General features: G+C 48.5%; 17 protein-coding genes. 6 read left to right on the forward strand and 11 right to left on the reverse strand.

The window, feature by feature from the left end:
- Positions 1-68 precede the first annotated feature (68 nt).
- From BM202_RS06335 to BM202_RS06345, 3 genes are read right to left on the reverse strand one after another with little or no spacing between them, the layout of a single operon-like run.
- Positions 69-434, reverse strand: a complete 366-nt coding sequence (locus tag BM202_RS06335; protein ID WP_093824133.1) for a hypothetical protein — start codon at positions 432-434, stop codon at positions 69-71.
- Positions 435-477: 43 nt separating this feature from the next.
- Entirely contained in the window at positions 478-3,228 is a 2,751-nt protein-coding gene (locus BM202_RS06340; protein ID WP_218160522.1) for an ABC transporter permease, read from the reverse strand.
- Between the two features lie 3 nt (positions 3,229-3,231).
- Positions 3,232-3,558, reverse strand: a complete 327-nt coding sequence (locus BM202_RS06345) for a PadR family transcriptional regulator (RefSeq protein ID WP_093824135.1) — start codon at positions 3,556-3,558, stop codon at positions 3,232-3,234.
- A gap of 228 nt (positions 3,559-3,786) precedes the next feature.
- Between BM202_RS06345 and BM202_RS38690 the strand changes: the two genes are divergently transcribed.
- The gene (locus BM202_RS38690; RefSeq protein ID WP_262507664.1) at positions 3,787-3,921 is read left to right on the forward strand and encodes a hypothetical protein; all 135 of its coding nucleotides are present in this window, start codon (positions 3,787-3,789) and stop codon (positions 3,919-3,921) included.
- 223 nt (positions 3,922-4,144) lie between these two features.
- Here the strand turns inward: BM202_RS38690 and BM202_RS06350 are convergent, their stop codons facing one another.
- Complete coding sequence (locus BM202_RS06350) at positions 4,145-4,471, reverse strand: hypothetical protein (protein ID WP_093824137.1); 327 nt, start codon at positions 4,469-4,471, stop codon at positions 4,145-4,147.
- A gap of 210 nt (positions 4,472-4,681) precedes the next feature.
- Positions 4,682-4,897, reverse strand: coding sequence for a hypothetical protein (locus tag BM202_RS37125; protein WP_177236516.1), 216 nt, complete (start codon positions 4,895-4,897; stop codon positions 4,682-4,684).
- Between the two features lie 257 nt (positions 4,898-5,154).
- Between BM202_RS37125 and BM202_RS06355 the strand changes: the two genes are divergently transcribed.
- The 3 genes from BM202_RS06355 to BM202_RS06365 are packed head-to-tail and all read left to right on the forward strand — an operon-like array spanning position 5,155 to position 7,767.
- Positions 5,155-6,294: an FIST signal transduction protein gene (locus tag BM202_RS06355; protein WP_093824139.1), complete on the forward strand. Its 1,140-nt coding sequence runs from the start codon at positions 5,155-5,157 to the stop codon at positions 6,292-6,294.
- Positions 6,291-7,337: a sensor histidine kinase gene (locus BM202_RS06360; protein WP_093824141.1), complete on the forward strand. Its 1,047-nt coding sequence runs from the start codon at positions 6,291-6,293 to the stop codon at positions 7,335-7,337. Before BM202_RS06355 ends, BM202_RS06360 begins: the two co-directional genes overlap by 4 nt.
- Before the next feature lie 55 nt (positions 7,338-7,392).
- Positions 7,393-7,767 carry a response regulator gene (locus BM202_RS06365; protein WP_093824143.1) on the forward strand — a complete coding sequence of 125 codons (375 nt, stop codon included), beginning with the start codon at positions 7,393-7,395 and terminating at the stop codon, positions 7,765-7,767.
- 92 nt (positions 7,768-7,859) lie between these two features.
- On the opposite strand, the gene BM202_RS06370 is transcribed toward BM202_RS06365, so the two are convergent.
- The 4 genes from BM202_RS06370 to BM202_RS06385 all read right to left on the reverse strand — a co-directional run bounded on the left by BM202_RS06370 (position 7,860) and on the right by BM202_RS06385 (position 12,309).
- Positions 7,860-8,405: a DUF4136 domain-containing protein gene (locus BM202_RS06370; RefSeq protein ID WP_093824145.1), complete on the reverse strand. Its 546-nt coding sequence runs from the start codon at positions 8,403-8,405 to the stop codon at positions 7,860-7,862.
- A 170-nt stretch (positions 8,406-8,575) separates the two neighbouring features.
- A complete protein-coding gene (locus tag BM202_RS06375) occupies positions 8,576-9,682 on the reverse strand; it encodes a hypothetical protein (RefSeq protein ID WP_093824148.1) in 1,107 nt (368 codons plus the stop codon).
- A gap of 9 nt (positions 9,683-9,691) precedes the next feature.
- On the reverse strand, positions 9,692-10,552 hold the full coding sequence (locus tag BM202_RS06380; RefSeq protein ID WP_093824150.1) for a class I SAM-dependent methyltransferase: 861 nt from the start codon (positions 10,550-10,552) through the stop codon (positions 9,692-9,694).
- Positions 10,553-10,569: 17 nt separating this feature from the next.
- On the reverse strand, positions 10,570-12,309 hold the full coding sequence (locus BM202_RS06385; RefSeq protein WP_093824152.1) for an FAD-binding protein: 1,740 nt from the start codon (positions 12,307-12,309) through the stop codon (positions 10,570-10,572).
- 252 nt (positions 12,310-12,561) lie between these two features.
- On the opposite strand from BM202_RS06385, the gene BM202_RS06390 reads away from it, so the two are divergent.
- Positions 12,562-14,934 (forward strand): glycosyltransferase family 4 protein, encoded by a 2,373-nt coding sequence (locus tag BM202_RS06390; RefSeq protein WP_093824155.1) that lies wholly within the window; start codon positions 12,562-12,564, stop codon positions 14,932-14,934.
- Positions 14,935-15,100: 166 nt separating this feature from the next.
- A complete protein-coding gene (locus tag BM202_RS06395) occupies positions 15,101-16,606 on the forward strand; it encodes a glycoside hydrolase family 130 protein (protein ID WP_093824158.1) in 1,506 nt (501 codons plus the stop codon).
- 70 nt (positions 16,607-16,676) lie between these two features.
- Here BM202_RS06395 and BM202_RS06400 read toward each other — a convergent pair whose 3' ends face one another.
- A complete protein-coding gene (locus tag BM202_RS06400) occupies positions 16,677-18,053 on the reverse strand; it encodes a SusD/RagB family nutrient-binding outer membrane lipoprotein (protein WP_093824161.1) in 1,377 nt (458 codons plus the stop codon).
- Positions 18,054-18,074: 21 nt separating this feature from the next.
- Positions 18,075-21,179: a SusC/RagA family TonB-linked outer membrane protein gene (locus tag BM202_RS06405; protein ID WP_093824163.1), complete on the reverse strand. Its 3,105-nt coding sequence runs from the start codon at positions 21,177-21,179 to the stop codon at positions 18,075-18,077.
- Positions 21,180-22,005: the final 826 nt, after the last annotated feature.

Consider the following 22,005-nt stretch of genomic DNA (forward strand, 5'->3'; position numbering starts at 1 on the left):
CAAAATTCCGGGCAGTGAACAGGTGTATTAGGAGCGGCTGTCGAAAAGTCAACAGAATACGTAAGACCTCACAAGCCAGCTGGTTTCATAAACACTCCTTTCCTGACCTGATACCCCACGATCAATCCCGTCAAAATCAACGTAATTACGACTAAAGCGGTAAAAAACAGCCACGAAATTTCGTGAAAAGGGATGGCTACGCCAGCTGAGTTGAACGCACGGTATTTGAGCATTGTCTTTTGTAACGCGCTCATGTCCGCTACGCTAAAATGTTGGCTATAATGAATCTCCTTACCATTTTTGAACCCATCGATTTGAATCGAGAGCGTTTGGTTATCGTCGGAGATACGCGTTTTTAGGTTCGACGCATTTGCGTTTGTGGTCATTGCGACCAGGCCAATGCTCAGAAGCAGGGCGATTAGAAGGTGTTTCATAAGGGCATAGGGTAGGGCAGGGTTTTATTTCCCATGCCCTGCGTTATTCAGAACGTAGTGATTTAACGGGATTCATCAGGGCAGCTTTGATACTGTGGAAACTGACCGTAGCGAGGGCGATCAGGATGGCGGCAAGACCGACCAGAATAAATATCCAGACGCTTATTTCGATCCGGTAAGCATAGCCATCCAGCCATTTCTGCATAAAGAACCAGGCCAAAGGCGTAGCCAGGGCAATGGCCAGAACAACCAGTTTTACAAAGTCCTGCGAGAGGATAATAACGATGCTCGGAATACTGGCACCCAGTACTTTACGAACGCCAATCTCTTTAGTACGTTGTTCGATCACCATCAGGGCAACGGCAAACAGACCCAGGCAGGAGAGCAGAATCGCGATGCCCGAGGCCAGACTGAAAATCTTTGACAGCCGTTCCTCGCTTTTATACCAGGCATCGGTATTTTCATCGACAAACGTCCCGGTAAACTCCGATTGCGGAGCGACTTCTTTCCAGACGCCTTTCAGCTTATCCATCGAGCCCGCCAGACTTTGGGGAGCCACCCGGACAAAAATGTAATTGATGTTGTCGTTGAAAGAGAGGAACATCGTAATCGGTTTTTTCTCATTCGTCGTGGAATACAAGTGAAAATCGGGCACCATACCGATGATCTGGTACCTGGCACCAGCCGTATCGGTCTGGAAAAACTTGCCAACCGGATCTTTTTCGCCGATCATTTTGGCCATGCTTTCCGTGATAATCACCCGAGCTGACGTATCTGACGGATAGGCCGGGTTGAATTCTCGGCCAGCCAACAGGTTAATGTTAAGGGTTTTCAGATAATCATAATCGATGTGTAGCCAATCGGTCGAGACCTCTCTCTCTTTATACGTAAACCCCATAACAGACCTCGACGTACTTCGATCCTTACCAAGGCCAAGGTTTACCCCGCTTCCGGTTATCGCCACAACCATAGGATCGCTGGCCAACAAATTCCGCATCCGTTTAAGCGCCTGCTGGCCATTCACTTTATTGCCTACGGGAATGCTGATGACCTGTTCTTTCTGAAAACCCAGCGGCTGTTTGCGCATGTGATCTACCTGCTGAAGGGCAATGATCGTACAGCAGATCAACAAACTCGATAGCGTAAATTGCGTAACAATGAGCGAATTACGAAGGAGGCCCGGACTTTTTATCGTTACCTTTCCTTTCAGGACTTCCACGGCGTTGAACTTCGCCATTTGCCAGGCTGGATACCCACCCGCCACCAGCGTAACCAGCACAAACAGGCCCAGTATGATCGCCAGCTTGTCGGGCTGGAGGATATAGTCGAGGGTTAGCTTTCCCTGGAACGTTGTGTTAAACGTGGGCAAAAGCAGGTAGGCCAGCACCATCCCGACGACAAACCCAACGAAGCAAATAATGGCGGCTTCGCCCCATATCTGCACAAATAGCTGATTTTTGAGCGCACCGAGCGACTTCCGAACGCCTACTTCCTTAGCCCGGCTGAACGACCGGGCAATGCTCAGATTGATGAAGTTGATGCAGGCGATCAACAGAATAAATGAGGCAATGCCGCATAACGCGTAAACGAGCGCAACCGGCGTTCCTGATCGGCCAGATATTTCCGTGTCGAAATGGACGTTCGCTAGTTTTTGCAGCCTGATTGCAAATAAATCACCCCGTTCGTCGGGTTTGGCCCCTTTCTTTTTAAGGCCGTCAAAATTTCCGGCAAAGTATTTTTTGGCAAAGGGTTTTAATTGATTCTCAAACGTAGCCTGATCGACCTGGGGCGATAATTTTAGATAGACTATATGAGACATTGCGTCCCATTTGTCTTTATCGCTCTGATAATTGCCCGAATTGGCGATTTGAATAAAGGCATCGTACTTAATGGATGAATTATCGGGGAAATCGCCCAATACGCCCGTAACCACGTAGTCCTTTCGGTTCTCATCCAGCCCCAACTGCACGCGTTTGCCAATGGGGTCTTCGGTGCCAAATACGGCCTTCGCCATGTTCTCGCTGATGACAATGTTACTCCGATCATTCAGCGCTGTGGCCCGGTTGCCTTTGCGCATCGGAAACGAAAAGATCTTCAGGAAATCAGGGTCCGTCAACATGACCTGCTTATCCAGTGATTTCCCTTTATAGGTCACTACATTGCTTCCGTTCATGAGCCTCGATACGGCTTCCACTTCCGGGAAATCGGCTTTTATGGCTGGCGTAAGCGGCAGCGGCATGCCACTAGAGCGACTTGCCTTTTCGGGATCATTCGAGAAGAGATAGGTCTGGAAAATGCGGTCGCCATCTTCATGAAAGGAATCGAACGACAGTTGGAAATAAGCCGTCAGAAACAAGAACACGCTGACAAAGAAAGCCACCGAAAGGCCAACCACGTTGATGGCCGCATAGCCTTTGCTTTTCCACAGATTCCGAAAGGCGATTTTAAGATAATTACGTAGCATAGAGGGATGGAGTAAAAAGGGTCGGGGATAATCGCCATAGGTAGCATTCCGAAGCGGACGTACTGCCGAAGTATGAAGTTGATTTCCCGTTTTTAGTGTATCATTTGTATTGTTGATGAAATGGGCTGCCTGCCGGGTAAGGAAGTAAGGCCGAATGAATGTAAGGACCTCTACTACGTAGCGTTGCCGCGCCTTGTGCTCACCGATTTCGTCTACCTGATCGGCAAACTGCTCATGCAGATCGCCCAGCAATTCTTCGACCAGATAAGGCGGACACAGCCACCGTAGCAAGCGGTCGGCCCAGGCTGGGGGAGTGGAAGGGTTAGCCATACGTTACGACATTGACGGATTAGGAATGGAATTCCATAGTTCGTTACGTACCTCCCGCAGCTCGCCCAGCGTTTGTCTGCCCAGGGACGTAATGGTGAACAGACGCTTTCGGCGACCCCCTCTGGCCGACGTAGCACCGCCCAGTTCGGAGTGTACAAACCCTTTCTCCTCCAGGCGATACAGGGCAATATGCACACCACTAAGGCTAATGGTTCGGCTGGTTCGTTGCTTCAATTCAGCCGCCACCGCCACTCCATACGCTCCGTCGGTCAGTACGGCTACAGCGAGTAAAACCAGTTCCTCAAATTCACCCAGGTATGATCTGCCCATAATCGCTCGTCAACGACCGTTTATTTCATTGCTATTTGCTAAACAAATCAAGTGCCAAACCTGAAAAATGGCTTTAGGGCGCTATTTGGGCGTGAGCCGATAAGAGGGCATGTCCGAAATCGTACAAGCGTTGTCCGGTAGTGTACGGAGGAGTTGTTTCATTCTCGCCGGGCACGAACGGCTATTATGCTATTGATAGTGCGGACCGCAAAATGATCAACGGCGGTAGTGGAACCGTTACCATTACAGGAAAACTATCACCAGCATAATTGGCACCTTAGCTTCACGGCCTACGATGCAACCGCCACCAACAAGCGGGCATTAACTGAAGTCACCTTCAACGTACCAGTTCGCCAGGGATAGTTAGACATATAATTTTAACGCGGCCAGTCCTGAGGACTGGCCGTTTTTGTTGTTTTAAACGGGTTTATTTGTAGTAATTTCACTGGGTCCACTTTCATTTACAGTAAAAACGTCCACGGCTAAACCGTAGGCACAGAAAAGCTCAATTTCGTTTTAACCTTAAAGCATATGATCTACAGGTGCTGCCTCTGCTTATGGCAAAAGAATAGAATTTTCTACCTACCTAAGTGCTGAGCGTGAAGGTGAGAGCTTTGAGATCGCCGTCAATGGAACGGGACTGGATGATCAATCCCGAATCCTCGTTGAACAAACGATCGCCAATTTGGGGTAGGGTACCAAAGGTTGTATAATACGCTTGTAAGCTAGTAAAGCAAATGCTGAGTCTGTCCATCACGGTTGAGGTTACAATCGGGTCTTCATACCAATTGTCGACCCGGGATAGTTTTTTTACCTGATGCAAATACCGTTCGGAGAGCAGGAATTTTACTTTCCATTCTTTAATTACCCAATCCTGATCTTCAATAGCCTCTACAATCGATTTTGTAAGCATAATTAAAGAAGTTAAAATTGAGTTGTATTTAATGAGCTGAAAAGGGTAACTACAACTTATTATTCGTTGGTCGATATTGTAGCAAACTGCGCCAGGAACCCGTCCAACCCCTATAATTGGTAAAACATGTTATCCTCCCCTCCGACGTACCGGTATCTTCTAGCGTAGTAAATCTTCATGTCGAACGGACAATGACTCTTCGTCGAAATCCTAGCGGGAAATATCCATGTTTTTCTCGATAAAATGAATAAACAATACGTTTATTTTGTGAACTGGTTGACTGGTAAAGTCGCTGATCGTTAACTCTTTATTACGTCCAAAGTGAGGTAGCGGTACAAATTGTCCGGCACCCCTAATTCCACTAGCTGTGTAAATGCTACGTTTATAGCCAACGTTGCATATACGGCTCAAGCTAATTACAAGCATATGTACCGAAAATGTAGTAATAATTGACTGAAAAACGCCATTTCCGCAAGTTGCAACACCTATCCCCTTATGGGATTCGTGCCGATTAAATCAGCGCTTTATGAGTAGACACCCAAAAGCCTGTAGTTTGCTCCTTTTCTTTTGTCGCTCGCGGCATTTTTCTGCCTATTGGAGACCAATTTAGTATGTTTGGTAAGCGATAAGTTGTAGCCTATGCTACCTTACAAACAATACCACTTTGCCTTAAGCCCTCTGTCATGAAAGCCAAATCAATTAAAGGAAAATCACCCGCAGCCATCGCTACTCATCTTCAGGAAAGTATGGCCGACGGGTTTAAGCCAACGCTGGCTGTTGCGTTCATATCCATCAAGCAGGATTTCGAGGCTATCAATAAACTTCTCGATGCGCAGGGAATTATCGTTTTTGGTGCGACAACGGCTGGTGAATTTATCGACGGTGATCTTGGCGACGGCTCAGCCGTTGTGTTGCTTATGGATATGAATCCCGCTTATTTTCGGCTGGAATGTATGCACACGGGTGAGCGCACAACGCGCGATATCGCGCAGGATATTGCCCGAATTGGTCAGGAAGCGTTTGAAAAGCCCGTATTTGTGGTGGCTTCGGGCGGCCTAAGCACCGATGGGGAAACAATCGTTGAAGGTCTTGATGATGTATTGGGTGCTGATGGAGCCATTTTTGGCGGTCTGGCGGGCGATGATTTCACCATGAAAGCTACCTACGTATTCAGTAACCAGTTCAATAGCGATAATGGCCTGGTAACCCTTATTCTGGACGGTGAGCATGTACAGGTTTCGGGCCTGGCCACCAGCGGCTGGAAACCCGTCGGTACGGTTCGGACTATCACCCGGAGCGAAGGGAACGTCATTTACACCATCGACGATGAGCCTGCGCTGGATGTCATTATTAAGTATACCGGAACGCCCAAGGAACTTTCAGGTTCGAATGACATAATCAGTGTGGCGTCAGAATTTCCGATGCAGTTACTACGTGACGATGCACCGTCAGTGTTGCGGGCTCCCTTGTTTGCCAATAAAGCCGATCGATCAATTGTTTGCGCGGGCTCGTTGCCACAGGGCTCAAAAATCCGGTTTTCGCTTCCCCCGGACTTCGATATCATCGACCAAGTGGTAGCCGACTGCAAGCAGATTAAAGAAACCCAGCCCGAAGCCGATGCGCTCATCATGTTCTCCTGTTTTGCGCGGCATATGTCGTTGGGCCCGCTGGTCAGCGAAGAAATCGACCACGTTAAAAACGTGTGGAATAGTCCGTTAGTTGGATTCTTCTGCTACGGCGAAATTGGTAAAGCCTTGACAAGCCATCACGATTTTCATAATAACACCTGTTCGCTGGTCGTATTAAAAGAAGTTACACAATGAACACGCATCTTCAGACTATCCTCGATCTCATTGACAGTAAGCCCTCAATGGACGAAGCCGACTATGCCCTTATTTCGAATGCCGTTCGGGAAGTAGATAAGACGCTGTCTCTGGCGGAATTCAAGTTGAGTCGATTCAATAAAGAGAGCCGAACCGTATCGGTTATTCTGGAAGAGACCATTGACGAACTTCAGCAAAAATCGACCGTGCTGGCACAGGCCAATACGGCGTTGACAGAAGCTATCCAGAATCTGCAGTCTACGCAGTCTCAACTCGTTCTGACGGAGAAAATGGCCGCCCTGGGCGAACTGACGGCGGGTATTGCCCACGAAATCCAGAATCCACTCAATTTCGTCAATAATTTTTCGGAGGTCTGTATCGAGCTGGTCGACGAGTTAAGAGAAGCCCTTAGTCAACCTGAAACGGCCAATGACCGGGCGAATACCGATGCGTTGCTGAAGGATCTTTCGCAGAGTATGAAAAAGATCAATTACCACGGTAAGCGGGCCGATTCGATCGTGCGGGGTATGCTGGAACATGCCCGTACCAGCACCGGCGAACGCCAGCCTACCGATCTCAACGCGTTGTCGGATGAATATTTACGACTGGCGTATCATGGGTTACGGGCCAAAAACAAGGAGTTTAATGCCCAGCTAATCACTGATTTTGACCCCGCTATTGGCTTGGTGGACGTAGTGCCGCAGGATATGGGCCGGGTATTGCTGAATTTATTTAACAATGCCTTCTACGCGGTTCGGGAAAAACAGAAAACGGCCAACCAGGCCTATCCCCCAACCGTAACGGTGACTACCCGACGGTTGAAAACGACCACTGAAATCCGGGTGCGCGACAACGGAACGGGCATACCCGATGAGGTAAAGGAAAAAATCTTTCAGCCTTTTTTTACTACGAAGCCTGCTGGTCAGGGAACGGGTCTGGGCTTGTCCTTGAGTCACGACATCATCAGTGCGCAAGGGGGGACGCTGATGGTGAAAACGCAGAAAGGAGAAGGTACCGAATTTATTATCAATCTCCAGATTTAATTGCGTAGGCATCTTCCATCTTTTAATTCAACGCCGGTAGTAGGCGTTTGATAACATGAATATACTCATAGTGGATGATGAACAGGATGTGCAGGCGCTGTTTGAACTGCGGTTCCGGCGGGAAGTACGGGCGGGTGAGTACTCGCTGGCTTTTTGCTATTCTGGGGAGGAAGCGCTGGCCTATCTAGCCGACCATCATTCTGAAGTGGTGCTGATTCTGTCTGATATAAACATGCCGGGTATGACAGGTTTCGACCTGTTAAAACAAATCCGTACCCAGGTTGACATGACACAACCCGCCGTGATGATGATTACGGCCTATAATGATGAGCAGTCCCGGGAACAGGCACTGGCCCTGGGCGCCCATGATTACTTAACGAAACCAATTGATTTTGCGGCCCTGAAGCTAAAAATTAACCGTGTTCTGTAGCGGTATGATCAGACGTTGTTAGCATCAATTTCATAAAATGAGAAAGCGCGTTCAATCCGAGATTGACGCGCTTTCTTGGGTCAACAGATCAATTAAAATTTGTCGGCCCGATACGGATATTTGTTGAAGATCAGGTTAACCGCTTCACGGACCCTGCCTTTTTGACGATCGAATCCGTTGGAGGAAGTCAGACCCGAAGCCAGCCCCTGCCAGACCACCTGATCGGTCCTGGTATCAACAAGGTTGACAAGAATGGTTCCTGCGTTTACGCTGATATCCTTGTCGCTATTCAAGCCTGGCCCTTCGCCTGGGGTGACATACGTAGCGTCGGCACCTACGTATCCTTTTATAGTGGTTGGTTTGTCAAACACCTGGAAATTGACAAGCAGATCGGGCGACTGAGAAACAAACGTATACCCCCGCCCGTCCAGAGCATAGCCAACGGCATCCTGAACCTGTTTTTTTAAGATCAGGCTGTTTGCAGGATCGAGTTTGTTATCCAGTTGCGAAGCCCAGACATAGGATTTATAGTGGCTAAAGTCAATATTAGGTCTGAGTTCGCTATCCACAGTAATCATTTGTGCCTGTGTCAGGCTGGTTGCCAGTGCTAAAGCGGCAACGAAAAATAACCGGTTCATATACGTTGTTATTAAATTTACTCAGATGTTACACCTGGTTGGTATCAATAACGAACGCCCGTCAAGTCGGTTAATTAAAAGGTAGTTAAACCTAATATGCCCAGTTTTTTTGACAGAATTAAAAAAAGGCTTTTCTGGCTATTGCAATCCTGTTTAATCCTGTCAAAAAATCAATAATCATACACATGCTCAATTTTTACACCCTGCTCGTTCACGAACCGAACGGTCTTATCTAACCATTTCACCTGTGTTACCAGAGCGACACGTTTCAGCCCGGGTTTGGTCAGAATAGGCTGCGTAAATACCAGCCTGAAATCGGGGGAGGCCGGTTGCCATGTGGCGGGGGCCAGGACAGTTAACAGAAGAGCTGAGTTATTGCCCGCAATTTCGCGGAACGTAACGCCCTGCTGCGCCAGCGCCGATACCGCCGGGTGAAAGGCTTCGTAACGCGGCAGCAGCAATAAAGCCGACCCATCTGCATAGGTTTTAGTGGGAGACACCGAGCCGGGACGGCCTGTCGTTATGGCAGTGGGCAGTTGGTCTATAATGACGGCTGTTGTTGGCAAGGCTTCGTCGTACGAAGCTTTGGTGCCGAGCTTGATCAGGTACCCATAGCCCGCTTTAACCAGCAACTCTGTCAGCAACATATACTTACGGTCACACTTACGCAGAAAATGCGTTCCGAAAAACGACGTACCGGAAAGCAACGCAGGAATTCGGGACGCGAAGTCGAATTCGTACCAGGGCGACACCCGAATGAAATCCACGTAATCCTGCGCAAACCGGGCATTGAATTTATCTTCATCTGTCACGACTTCCCCATGGGTCGGGTTAGTCAGCCGCCCAACAATCGTTTCGTAGAGGGACTTCATCGCGTACTCAACCGTGGTGCTTACGCCAATGACCCAGATCATGATGTGGTAACCGGTGTTGAACGGAAAGCTGCCCTTTATCTGGTCATATACAACGCTGTAACTTTGCCAGAGCTGTTTAATGTGGCTTACATACGGGAACGTAGTGGTCGTTTTTACGTGTGCATAATCGGCTATTTCGGCGGGACTGTGCACCAGAAACCATTCGGGATATGTCAGAAACGTCTGATCGGCAGGACGAATGTGTTCCACCGGTGTTACCGGATGCGGATTGCTGACCAGCCAGTCTTTCGGGACTACGCAGCCTTCTCCAGCCGGAATCGTCAGCGAGTGCCGTCCTTTTCGGAGAAAAATAAAGCTGGCAACTAGTACCATCAGTACCGTTAAAATGGGGAGTCGGAGCATGAGCAATGGTTATTTTTTCGTGAACAGCACCATCGTATTGTCAGACGGATCATTGGCCTGAAGAAGCCGTTTGCCCGCATCTATAAACCCAACGCTCGTAACGATCCGGCTCCATTCCTCGATGGGCTTAAAGTCCTTGTAGTCTTTCTGATCCGTTTCCCAATCGATGTTCAGACCCAGGTTAAAGACCGTGTGCACGAGCGACACGAACGTAGCCATGTCATCGGTTTTTACGTCATGATCACGCAGAATAAACCAGCCGCCCGGCCGCAGAATCCGGCGGATAGACGCCACAAAAAGCGTCAGTTGTTCGGGCCGGGTGTGGTGTAACCCGATCAGGCACGTAACCAGATCGACGCTCTCGCTGGGAATGGCATCGGGGCTAATGGGCTCAAAATCATGTGACTCAACGAACGTACCGATTTTGGTCAACTGGCCCCGCTCCATAATGTCGGCAGGGCTGTAGGTGGGCGCTACGTCGTTGATCAGATAAATGGGCTCACTGATGGACAGGTGTTTACGCAAATCACTGATGTACCGACCCGGCGATCCAATTTCGACGTAGCCATTTATTTTTACATCTGCTGGCAAGAGGTCCAGCATCTGCCGGGTCATTTCTTTTTTCTGCGTTTTGAGCGCAGGCAGTGCATAGGTCAGCTCCGACAGAAACGGTTTGATACTTGGCAAACGGTTCTGTATGGTTTTATAAATGTCTTCATCCGATGTTTCGGCTTCCGTCACTTCCCCAATCAGGTGATGAAATTTATTTTCGGGATATAGATGAAAAACGACCTGAAGAAAACGGTAAAAAGCATCGCGTGATTTCGTCTGATTGAATACAGTCCGAAATTCAGAAGTTGTGTTAGTCATGGAGAGTAAGGGTTAGGTTATAACCTTTCATAATACGTATCCCAAAACACGTTGTGAAACCGAAAATTGGGATCTAGTTTTTTCTTGAGCGCGAACAGCTTTCCGGCATTTGGATACGCCCGGTGAAACTGTTCCGACGTAGCATGCGCCTGATAGGGGAGGTAGTACGCGCCACCAACCGACACAGCCGCATCGATCAATTCGCGGGTCCAGATCGCTACTTCATTTTTAGCAATTTCACTGGTCCGCTGTTTGTAATACACTACAAACGCAAAAACCTCTTCGCGCGCCCAGGCCAGGTACGAACCTGAATCGGGGAGGGCGTGGCGAATGGATACGTTGATGACATTAACATGATACCGATTAAAAATCTCGCTCATCTTTCCGGCAAACTCGTCGAAGTGTCGCACGGGTACGAAATACTCCTGCAACACGTAGGTGCGCTTCGTGCGGGAGCGGGGTTCGAGTTCGGCCACGTCGTAGCCGGCTTCGTAGTTTCGCCAGTGGATCGGCTTGCTTAGATAAAGAAGCGGATCGACTATGTGCTCCCGACGCCAGTTGCCAAAGAACGTCTCTGTAAACGCCCACAGAAAATACCGCTCCAGCGGATAGGATTCGCGCAACGGCATCAGCCGGGTTTTAACCGTTGGTTTCTCCAGTGTCTTAACCCACGTAACGGCCCGCATGTTTGTGAACGAAGGCGGATACATGTCGCCGTTATGAAAAACCGCTTCGGGATTGTCGCGGATGGAATCGGCAAAATAAGTGCGGTAATTTGGGCGTGTCAGCTTGTAATATTCGCGCCGAACGGCCAGATTTTCTTCGAGGTCGAGTTCGACTGATACAATAATGCCAATGCCATTGTAGCCACCGATAGCGCCGAAAAATACCTCCGGATTTTCGGTCCGGCTAGCCCGAACGAGTGACCCATCAGCCAGAACAATGTTCATGGAACGGACGGCCAGAATGAGTGGACCGTGCCCCATGTATCGACCATGACAATTTACGCTTAGTGCACCACCTACGGTGAAATTCGCGTAGGTCTGCATGATCTTGATACTCAGATCGTGGGGATCAATAAATCGCTGAATGTCGCACCAGCGAATACCTGCCTGAACACTGATGGTACGGTCGTCTTTCGAGAAATCAAGAACCTGATTCAGGCCCCGCATATCTATGTGCAGGCTATGCGAACTGGCCGTTTGCCCACCCATGCTGAACCGTCCACCCCCCACTGAAACGGGACCAGTCGTGCTACGTATCCGCTCCCGCAACTCATCGACCGATAAGGGTCGGAAGACCTCGGCTACCACAACCGGGTTCAACTGCGTTACGTCGTTGATGATACGTTCCTTGGTGTTGAGATTTGGAATTAGCTGGCCGGTATCGTTTTTGAAGTAGTCGGCGGCTTCGTCTGGCACGGTTCCGAAGGTGTTAATTTTCGGCGTACCTTTTTTGAAGCCTAATTGATAAAATAACCAGATTGGCCCCAGCACCGGAATCAGAACGGCAAGCAGCCAGTAGCCCGATCGGTTCGCGTCATGCAGTCGCTTCGTGGCCGTCGCAAACAGGGAACCAACCAGAAGTGGATAGAGAAAATACGTCGCCCAGACGCCAACGAGATCGTGCAGGGCGGTATGCAATACGTAAAAAGTACTCCAGATAAAGGTAGAGACAATCCAGTACGTTGCGCGGTGGATACGGCCCCGGCTTGTGAAAAGAAGGTAACTGAGAGGAAGTTTATCTTTTAAGCGCATAGACTCAACAAATATACGCGGGCGCCTGTTTTAGTAGCTGATTGATACGCACTTGTTAGTAAAAGGTAAGTAAAGCGTGCAACCCATCTACTCAGAAGAAGTATAGGGTAAAACAGTGGTTTTATTGGATAATAGTTCGTAAATACACATTAATGACCTTTTGCATTATTAAATCGGTCTGTTTGCCAAAACAAAAGGGAGGAAAAGTCGATTACACTTGTATAGTATATGTACAGCCATAGCTAAACTATTATGACAACTCCTATAAACCGTACCGGAACGCCGGATTCTTCTGTGTGGGCGCGTAACCCCAAGAATGTTGCCTTTATTGGTGACTACCTGCCCCGTCAGTGCGGAATTGCTACGTTCACGGCTGATCTTTATAAATCGTATAATTCGTTCATCCCTGCTTCCAATGCGTTGGTCGTATCGGTCAATGACACGCTGGAGGGCTACGACTATCCGAGCGAAGTTCGGTATGATTTCTACCAGCATGATCAGGACGCCTATCGGAAAGCGGCTGAGTTTTTAAATTCAAAAGATGTCGATGTTGTTTGTCTGCAACACGAGTACGGCATTTATGGTGGACAGGCCGGCAGTCATATTCTGACACTGCTGCGTAACCTGACGATGCCTGTTGTGACAACCTTTCACACAATTCTGAAAGACCCCAGCAAGGAGCAGCTACTGGTTCTGAAAAGCATTGCTGACCTCTCATCCCGAGTGGTCTGTATGTCGGAGAAAGGACGTGATTTTCTGATCAATATTTACGAAGTTCCCGAAGAGAAAATAGACCTGATTCCACACGGCATACCTGATATGCCCTTCGTTGATCCCCATTTCTACAAGGATAAATTTGGCATGGAAGGCAAACATACGTTACTGACGTTTGGGTTGTTGTCGCCAAATAAAGGCATTGAAAACGTAATCAGAGCGCTGCCCCGTATTGTGGAGCAGTGCCCGAACGTAGTGTATATGGTGTTGGGGGCCACGCACCCCAACCTGATAAAAAATGAGGGTGAAGCCTATCGCGACAGCCTGAAAAAACTAGCGGCCGACTGTGGTGTTCGCGATCACATCCGGTTCTACAATCAGTTTGTGGAGCTGGACGATCTGCGCGAGTACCTGGGCTCGGCTGACGTATACATTACACCTTATTTAAACCCGGCCCAAATCACATCGGGCACCTTATCCTACGCCTTTGGCTGTGGGAAAGCCGTGATATCGACGCCTTACTGGCACGCCGAAGAACTCCTCGCCGAAAATCGGGGTATTCTGGTTCCGTTTGGCGATTCTGATGCTATTGCTGAGCAGGTTATCAACCTGTTCACCGATGAGTCGATGCGTCACGCTATGCGTAAGAAGGCGTATATGATGGGTCGCGAGATGACTTGGGAACACGTTATTCAGTCGTATGCCAACTCCTTTGCGCAGGCTCGTCAGGAGCGTATGAATACGGTGAACAGCCAGGCGGTTTATATGATGGGTGCCCACAGCAGTTCGGCGTTCAAATTGCCTACGATCCGGCTTGATCATCTGTTCCGGTTGACCGATTCAACCGGTATTGTGCAGCACGCCCGGCATCACCTTCCTTTTTACGAAGAAGGCTACTGCACCGACGATAACGCCAGAGCGCTGATTCTGACTCAGATTCTTCAGGAAACGGGCCTCGGTGATCGCAAGCTGGCGCAGGCCGCCGATAATTATTGCGCGTTCATAAATCACGCCTACACCGACGATTACCACCGGTTCCGAAACTTCATGAGTTACGACCGTCGCTGGCTGGAAGATATTGGTTCGGATGATAGCACCGGACGTACCATCTGGGCGCTTGGTACGGTCATTGGTCGTTCCTCCGATCGCAATGCCGTTACCTGGGCCATGAATCTGCTGGAACGCGTCATTCCCACAGTAGTGTCGATGACGTCGCCCCGTGCCTGGGCGTTCTCGCTGCTGGGTATCTATGAGTACCAGAAAAAATTCAACGACGACCGCCTGGCCAAAACTATTCAGCGGCAGTTGCTCGATAAACTGATGTTCCGGTATACCGAAACTGCCACCGAAGAATGGCCGTGGTTCGAGAATACCTTGTCCTACGACAATGCTGTTTTGGCGCATGTATTGCTGCGTTCGGGCGATAAACGGTTGATCGAGATTGGAGTAAATTCCTTAAAATGGCTCGTGAAACTGCAAACCGCCGATCGGAGCAATCCGGCTGAATCGCCCCGCCATACCAGTCAGGGGCATTTCCAGCCCATTGGGTCGGACGGTTTTTATACCAAAGGCCAGCCTCGCGCTTATTTCGACCAACAACCACTCGAAGCGCAGAGTACGATGTCGGCTTGCCTGGCTGCTTTCGAGATAACGGGCGACGATGAATGGCACCGGACAGCGATTCGCGTATTTAAATGGTTTACGGGGCTCAATGATCTGGGTCTACCCCTTTATGATGAGCAAACGGGCGGTTGCCGCGACGGTCTTCACATTGATCGGGTCAACCAGAATCAGGGCGCTGAATCAACTTTGTCCTACTTATTAGCTCTGGCTGAGTTGTATACGACGCAGAAGCGACGTACCGACACCAAGTCGGTAAACGTGGGAATGCCCGTATTGATGAATGGATAAGTAAAGTTCCGTCTGGCTGCGACAACACCTGACTACATCTGATACGTATTGACTACCTTTTAAAGAAGACGCCGAAAACAAATTGCGCTGAATATTCAGCTTACAATCTTGTTTTCGGCGTCTTCTTCGTTCTATTTTGTGTTTTACTAAAGACCGTACTTAATCAATGAGTATTAAAGCCATTCGCACCGGCATCGTTCTCCGGCCTGACCCGACTCGTGTTCTATTCCGGGCTTTTGAACTGGGAAGTACAACCCGTACCCTGAAAATCATTGCGCGGGTGGGCGGCATGACCGACGAAGAAGCAGCCCAAAAACTAGATGAAGTCATTCGTGAATTTGGTGGTCGTCATTATAAACTCGAACGCTTTCTGTTACAGCGCTTTGAGCAGGTGAAAACCCATTTGTTAACGGATGAACCCCTGACAACGGAGCGTAAACTGCTGCTAGGTGCGTATTTTACGATGGAATATTCCCTCGAATCGGCCGCGCTCTTCAACCCGTCCATGATCTGGCATCCTGATCAGACAAACGTCCCACCCGGTTATAAACGCTTTATTTTGAGTTTGCGGGCAACCGGCGAAGGTCACGTTTCGTCGATCTCGTTCCGGATGGGGTACATTGACGAGGCCGGAAAAATTATCCTTCGCAAGCCGTCGCGCTACGTAACATCGCCCGAAATAGTCCCTAACCATCGCTTCAACCGAGCTCAGTTTCTTCGTAAACTTTATGAGTTACGCCTGGAAAACAGCATTCAGGAGAAAATGATGACCGGTCTTGAAGACGAATTCAGCCTTCCCGAACTCGAAGCGCAGATCAAACGCGTGCTGGCGCAGTACCGCTATAACGCCGAGTACGAAACGATTGCCAGTGGTTTGCTGGCCCTGGCTAAATCGAACTACGAAATCCATTTCGAAGACGATCAGAGCCTGGATGAACGCTGTATTTTCCCGACGTCGCCCAATGAAACCAATGGCATTGAAGACGCTCGTTTTGTGCAGTTTACCGACGAAAACGGTGAAATAACCTTCTATGCTACGTATACGGCCTACAACGGTCGGGTAACGTTTCCGCAACTGCTGGAAACTAAGGACTTTACTAACTTCAATGTCAGTACGCTGAATGGGGCCGAGGTGTCCAACAAAGGTATGGCCCTGTTTCCCCGTAAAATCAATGGAAAATACGCCATGATTTCGCGGCAGGATGGCGAGAACATCTACCTCATGTACTCGGACGATCTTTATTTCTGGCAAATGAAAGAGCTATTGCTAAAACCAACCTATCATTGGGAGTATGTGCAGTTAGGTAACTGCGGATCGCCCATTGAAACCGAAGCGGGCTGGCTGGTGCTGAGCCATGGTGTTGGCCCTATGCGGAAATATGCCATTGGTGCGTTCCTGCTCGATCTCAACGACCCCAGCAAAGTAATTGGTCGCACAACAGAGCCCATCCTCAGCCCTGACGAGAACGAACGCGAAGGTTACGTTCCGAACGTAGTGTATAGCTGTGGTGGACTCATTAACGGAAACGAATTGATAATCCCATATGCCATGGCTGATTACGCCAGCAGTTTCGCCACCGTAAACGTAGCCGAACTCCTCGCTGAGTTGACAGGGCAAAACCGGAGCAAAATAGAAGACGTAGCCGTTCAGGAAGCCGTGACGGTGAAATAGATAGTAGGTCCCTAAAAAAACAGCCAGCTAATGAAAATTAGCTGGCTGTTTCTGTTTACTAACTATTGGCTTATTTATCCCACCAAACGGGTTGATAAATGTCGCCGACTACGGTCGCATTTTTGTTGTAGTTCCGTTCGTCCTGCGAGGTGGGCAGACGTAATGGAATCGCTTTTTTATCGGTGTCCTGATTTGCTTTCAGCGCAGGAAAGCCGGTCCGGCGCCAGTCGTTATAGCCTTCTGGAATCGAAAAGAGCGCTATGTATTTTTGATTGATAATTTTTGCCAGCGTGATAGTTGCCGCCGTTTCGCTGGCCACTTGTGTCTTGAAAGCGGCCGAAATATCAGCGCCGGTAATTTGCTTCACCGAAGCACTCACTGCCGTATTAAAAGCCGTAGCCGCATCGGCTGCTTTCCCTGATCGAAGCTGGGCTTCGGCTTCAATAAACTTGGCTTCTACATACGTAGCTAAGGGCGTCGGAGAGTCTGGCGAGGCAATGGCTGGACCTGGATCGGACACCGCCGTATTATCAGACTCTTCGGGAGCCAGGCCTGAGTAACCACCGGCATCATCTTTTGACACAAAAGAGGCTAGGCGAGGATCACCAGTTGTTTTCAGGTAATCGACAAAATATTTGCCCATTTTGATATAACCGGTCCGGCTTGATAAAAAATCATACCATTGGTTATAGCTGCCAGCTATGTCATAAAAAACGGCCTTCATATCGGGCTGATCGGCCGATACTTTGCTCAACGCGGCCAACGCCTGTGTTGCACTGCCTGATGGATCGGTTTGGCTGAGCCGGTTAGCATAGCGGGCCTTAATAATATAAGCCGCATTGATCCAGGCTTTCGTGTTGCCATTGAAGATAATATCATCGGCTGCTGGCAGGAATTGATTGGCGGATGAAGGCTGACTCAGATCCGAGATAGCTCCATCGAGCAGCGTTTGAATCCCTTTGATCACATCTTCCTGTTTGTCATACTTCGGCTGAAAATTTCCTGACAAACCCTGGGCAGCCTCGCTAAATGGTACGTCTCCCCAGAAGTCGGTGGCTATACCGAAGTTCAGGGCCATTAGTACTTTCGTCATACCCGAGTAATAGGGATTTCCCTTTCCATACGAATCCAGCAGTGTTCTGGAATTGATGAGCGTACCATTGTAAATTGTAGCCCACTCGTTGGTGATATCCGTTTCGGTGATAATGTATTTTCCAAACGTCTGCAATTGAAACTGGTTGCCAGCCGTTTGCTGGGCCAATACACTGCTAATACGGGACAACTGACCGCCGTAGGTCGCAAACGTAGACAGCTCGGCGCCCGACAGTAATAAGGCTGCAGAAGCGGTCTGTGGTGAGTTCGGGTTAATCGCGTACTCATCAAACTGTTTCGTACAGGAACTGGCAGCCAGTGTTAGGCCCAGCACTGCAATAACTATCTTCTTCATGGTATAGTAGCTGTTGAGAAATTAAAAACCGATGTTGACACCGAAAATATATGAGCGTGTGCCAGGGTTGTTGAAGTAATCAAACCCTTGCAGGTTTGAGCCAGCACCCGTGAGGCTCGTTTCCGGATCGACACCTTTGTAGTTGGTGTTCAGGTACAAATTCCGGCTGGAAACGGAGAAATCTACGTATTCAACGTATTTCTTGAGTTTCAACCGGTAGCTTAAGGCCACCTCACGTATCCGGAACCAGTTCACATTTTCGACAAACTGCTCAGCCGCTCCACCGCCATCACCCTGATATTGGCCGAAATACGTTAATGCGGGAATTGCTGTCGTATTGGCTTCACCCGATGCTAATACACCTGGAATGACGTAGGTCCGTTCGCGATCAGCCGACTCCTGCGTAACGCCAATGCGTTGCAGACGGGCATACGTACCGTTCCAGATAGCACCGCCATGACGAATGTCGAGCAGGGCCGTTAACGTAATGCCTTTGTATGTAAACGTATTACGAATGTTGCTCAGCCAGTTTGGATACGGATTGCCAATGTTCCCCTGGGCTTCCTGCAACAAGGGTAAGCCGTTGGAGCCAATAATCAACTGACCCGCATTGTTACGTTGCCATTTTGTACCATATAATACACCTAGCGGCTGACCGACGATAGCGTATCCGCCAATGCCATTAAACGCTGATTCCAGGCTAACTTCGCTGACACCATCAGCCAACTGGAGCACTTTACTGACGTTTTTCGACCAGTTTATGTTAATGTCCCAACTGAAAGATGGCGTTTTGATTGCGTTGATGCCCAGCATCACTTCAAGGCCCCGGTTTCGCAACTGAGCCGCATTGGTGTAGGCCGCTGTGAAGCCAGATCCAGGTGCTGTTGGCTTTGTCAATAGAATATCGACCGTTGTTTGCTGATAGGCCGTTACGTCCAGATCAATTCGGTTCTGCCAGAATTTGAGGTTAATCCCAGCTTCAAGCCCTTTTACCCGCTCGGGTTTTAAATCAGGTGTTCCCACAATTGCGTTGTAGTACGAATAGCCGTTTACACCACCGTAAGGGAAGTTGAGTCCATTGGTGAACCCATCCGTGAACGACGGTTTGCTGAAGTAGGTGCGTGTACGGTAAGCAGCGGGTGAAATACCCGATTCAGCATAGGCTAACCGAAGTTTACCAAATGAGATGGGTGTGTTTTTCAGGGCGGTTTCGGTGAACACCCACGACAGCGAAGCTGATGGGTAGAAGAAATTGTTCTTAACCGTTCGGTCAAACGTCGACGACCATTCATTCCGGCCCGTTAAAGACAGATACAACTGATTGGCATAATCGAAATCCAACTGACCGAAAACGGCCGTTGTCATTTTACGTATCCCGGAGTTAGAGGCATACAACTCAGCGGCATTGCCCAGGTTATAGAAATTCGGTATGGCGAGATTACGACCACGAGCGTAATTATCGGTAAAGTTTAACGACGTAATGTTTTGCCCTGCTGTATAGTTAATGCCGAATTTTTCGCTGAACCGGTGCTCACCCCGCAAAATTAAGTCACTATAGACATCTCGACTGGTAACGTTGTCGTAATTGACCTGACCGTACCGCTGGGCATTGTCATCCCCATTCGAACCGATAGAAAAAACCTGGCGTCGGGCATCAGAATAGGCATCGACCCCAATCTTATAGGTCAAATCCAGGTGCGACGAATGGTGATAATTCAGATAAACATTTCCCACCACACGGTTTATGTCATCCGTAAATGGGTTGTTATAAGCTGTGTAATTCGGGTTGTCGTAGGGGGCGTAATAGTTTCGGTTGTACCCATTGGAAAACTGATAATCCCGCAGATCATACGATGCTGGTGCCCGTAACAAGCTTAACATGACCCCTGCTACGTTGCTGCCATTCTGGGCTTTAATACCTCCCGACTTAATATAGCTTACCGTACCGCCAAGTTTCAGGTTGTCGGTCATATTGGCTTCACCCGTTATCCGAAGCGTGTTCCGTTTGTAATCGGTATTGGGGATGATCCCATTCTGGATCAGGTTTCCGTAAGAGATACGGAAATTGGCTTTTTCATTGCCACCCACCAGGGCTACATTTGTGGTATGCGATACGGCTGTCTTGAAGAAATTGCCTGGGTTGTCGTATGCCTGAAGTGTTGGATCACTGGAAATTTTTGGTCCCCAGCTGTTGGGCGTACCGATACTTACATCGTCATCCGTACCATAAATCTGGTCTGGACCGACATCGGCGGTTGAATACTTTCCGCCAGATCCCTGTGCATAGGTCGACTGCAGTTTAGGCAGTTTATTCACTTGCGAAAGCTCCACTCGGTAGCCAACCGTTACGCCAATACCGCTACGTTTCTGCCCTTTTTTCGTGGTGTAGATAATAGCTCCATTACCCGCCCGTGCTCCATAGAGCGCAGCAGCCGCTGGTCCTTTCAGAATCGTTACCGACGCAATATCGTCGGGATTTAAATCCAGTGCCCGGTTCGAGTTGTTTACTCCACCAAGGTTCGCATTGAATGGGTAATCACCTGCTGACGTCGTAACGGTTTCGTTATTAATCGGTACGCCATCGACTACAATCAAGGGTTGTTGTTCCCCCGTAAACGTCGATGGACCACGTAGCACAATTTTACTGGAGGCCCCTGGTGTACCCGATGAACTGGTGACAATGACCCCGGCCGTTTTGGCCGCTAACCCTTGTATTACGTTCGGTTCGCCTGATCGGGTAAGGGCATCGCCCCCCACATTCGCTACTGAATAGCCCAGCGTTCGTTTCTCCCGGGAAGCGCCTAGAGCCGTTACAACTACTTCGTTCAATTGCTTGGTGTCGGCTTTCAGCGAAACGTTGATCGTCGTTTGCGAGCCAACAGGTATTTGCTGTGATTCAACGCCGATAAAGCTGAAAATGAGTGTAGCATTATCGGGTATGTTAATGCGGTAATTCCCATCCGCGTCCGCGTTCGTACCCCGCGTAGTCCCTTTAATCTGGATGTTAGCCCCAGGCAGGGCTGCTCCATCCGCAGCGGTCGTGATCTTGCCCGTCACGCTTCGCTCCTGTGCATAGGAATAGCTTATTGAGCTAAGCAGCACGAGTCCAAATAGAAGCTTTCTCATGGATGAATTGTATTTGAAATAGATTGGTTGAAAAACTTTTAGATGAAAAGGAAAAGAGACGATACCGATGACATTTGTTGCATGCTACCAGTAGGATAATTGAACCGTAGGAAGCTTTAATCAAGCGGTACGTATCTTGTTCGTTGTATAACGAATACTTATTAAGTTACAGATGGTAACAAATCTGAAGGAACCAATACGTCAAGGCTGAAGGGATTGACCTCGAAAACCAGTTGAGCTGGTAAAAAGCGAGCAAATTGGCATCTTGCTACAACCCACAAGCAAGGCATTTGTCTGAAGTATAATTTTTTTCATATCTGTTGATGAAATAAGGTATAAATGCAATACTAACTTAACTCCTGTTTAACCCCAAATTAAATTTTTTTGATACAGGGCAACAGGTTATGTCTAGGAATATGATTCAAAAGTCACCTTAAAAGTAACAAAATACTACGCAATGATGAAAATATTATAAATTGCAAATGGATGACGGCTGATTGTATTATTAAGTGATTTTACTTATTTCTATATTGAAACTAGATACGTGTTGTCTATAACATTGTGCATAATAATTTGTTTATTTTTTGGAACAGCACTATAATATCTTGCCGTATCATCATTTATTTATAAAATATAATATAGTTTACTATTATAAAGCCAGGCTATTCTACTTACTGCCTTCTGTTGAGAAAATTCTTGTCTAGTAACAAAAAAGCGGGTCGACATGGTCGACCCGCTTTCTGCATTACGCTTTATCCAACTATTAAAGTGCTGTATATTGAGAGAACACGTTTTTAAATAACGGTTCGATACGCCGTAACTTTTA

The organism is Spirosoma endophyticum, from assembly GCF_900112365.1.
Classification (GTDB): Bacteria; Bacteroidota; Bacteroidia; order Cytophagales; family Spirosomataceae; genus Spirosoma; species Spirosoma endophyticum.

Excerpts from the sequence above, each read along its gene's own strand:
- BM202_RS06335 (WP_093824133.1), bottom strand. The coding sequence starts at position 434 with ATGAAACACCTTCTAATCGCCCTGCTTCTGAGCATTGGCCTGGTCGCA.
- BM202_RS06340 (WP_218160522.1), bottom strand. The coding sequence starts at position 3,228 with ATGGCTAACCCTTCCACTCCCCCAGCCTGGGCCGACCGCTTGCTACGG.
- BM202_RS06345 (WP_093824135.1), bottom strand. The coding sequence starts at position 3,558 with ATGGGCAGATCATACCTGGGTGAATTTGAGGAACTGGTTTTACTCGCT.
- BM202_RS06350 (WP_093824137.1), bottom strand. The coding sequence starts at position 4,471 with ATGCTTACAAAATCGATTGTAGAGGCTATTGAAGATCAGGATTGGGTA.
- BM202_RS37125 (WP_177236516.1), bottom strand. The coding sequence starts at position 4,897 with ATGCTTGTAATTAGCTTGAGCCGTATATGCAACGTTGGCTATAAACGT.
- BM202_RS06355 (WP_093824139.1), top strand. The coding sequence starts at position 5,155 with ATGAAAGCCAAATCAATTAAAGGAAAATCACCCGCAGCCATCGCTACT.
- BM202_RS06360 (WP_093824141.1), top strand. The coding sequence starts at position 6,291 with ATGAACACGCATCTTCAGACTATCCTCGATCTCATTGACAGTAAGCCC.
- BM202_RS06365 (WP_093824143.1), top strand. The coding sequence starts at position 7,393 with ATGAATATACTCATAGTGGATGATGAACAGGATGTGCAGGCGCTGTTT.
- BM202_RS06370 (WP_093824145.1), bottom strand. The coding sequence starts at position 8,405 with ATGAACCGGTTATTTTTCGTTGCCGCTTTAGCACTGGCAACCAGCCTG.
- BM202_RS06375 (WP_093824148.1), bottom strand. The coding sequence starts at position 9,682 with ATGCTCCGACTCCCCATTTTAACGGTACTGATGGTACTAGTTGCCAGC.
- BM202_RS06380 (WP_093824150.1), bottom strand. The coding sequence starts at position 10,552 with ATGACTAACACAACTTCTGAATTTCGGACTGTATTCAATCAGACGAAA.
- BM202_RS06385 (WP_093824152.1), bottom strand. The coding sequence starts at position 12,309 with ATGCGCTTAAAAGATAAACTTCCTCTCAGTTACCTTCTTTTCACAAGC.
- BM202_RS06390 (WP_093824155.1), top strand. The coding sequence starts at position 12,562 with ATGACAACTCCTATAAACCGTACCGGAACGCCGGATTCTTCTGTGTGG.
- BM202_RS06395 (WP_093824158.1), top strand. The coding sequence starts at position 15,101 with ATGAGTATTAAAGCCATTCGCACCGGCATCGTTCTCCGGCCTGACCCG.
- BM202_RS06400 (WP_093824161.1), bottom strand. The coding sequence starts at position 18,053 with ATGAAGAAGATAGTTATTGCAGTGCTGGGCCTAACACTGGCTGCCAGT.
- BM202_RS06405 (WP_093824163.1), bottom strand. The coding sequence starts at position 21,179 with ATGAGAAAGCTTCTATTTGGACTCGTGCTGCTTAGCTCAATAAGCTAT.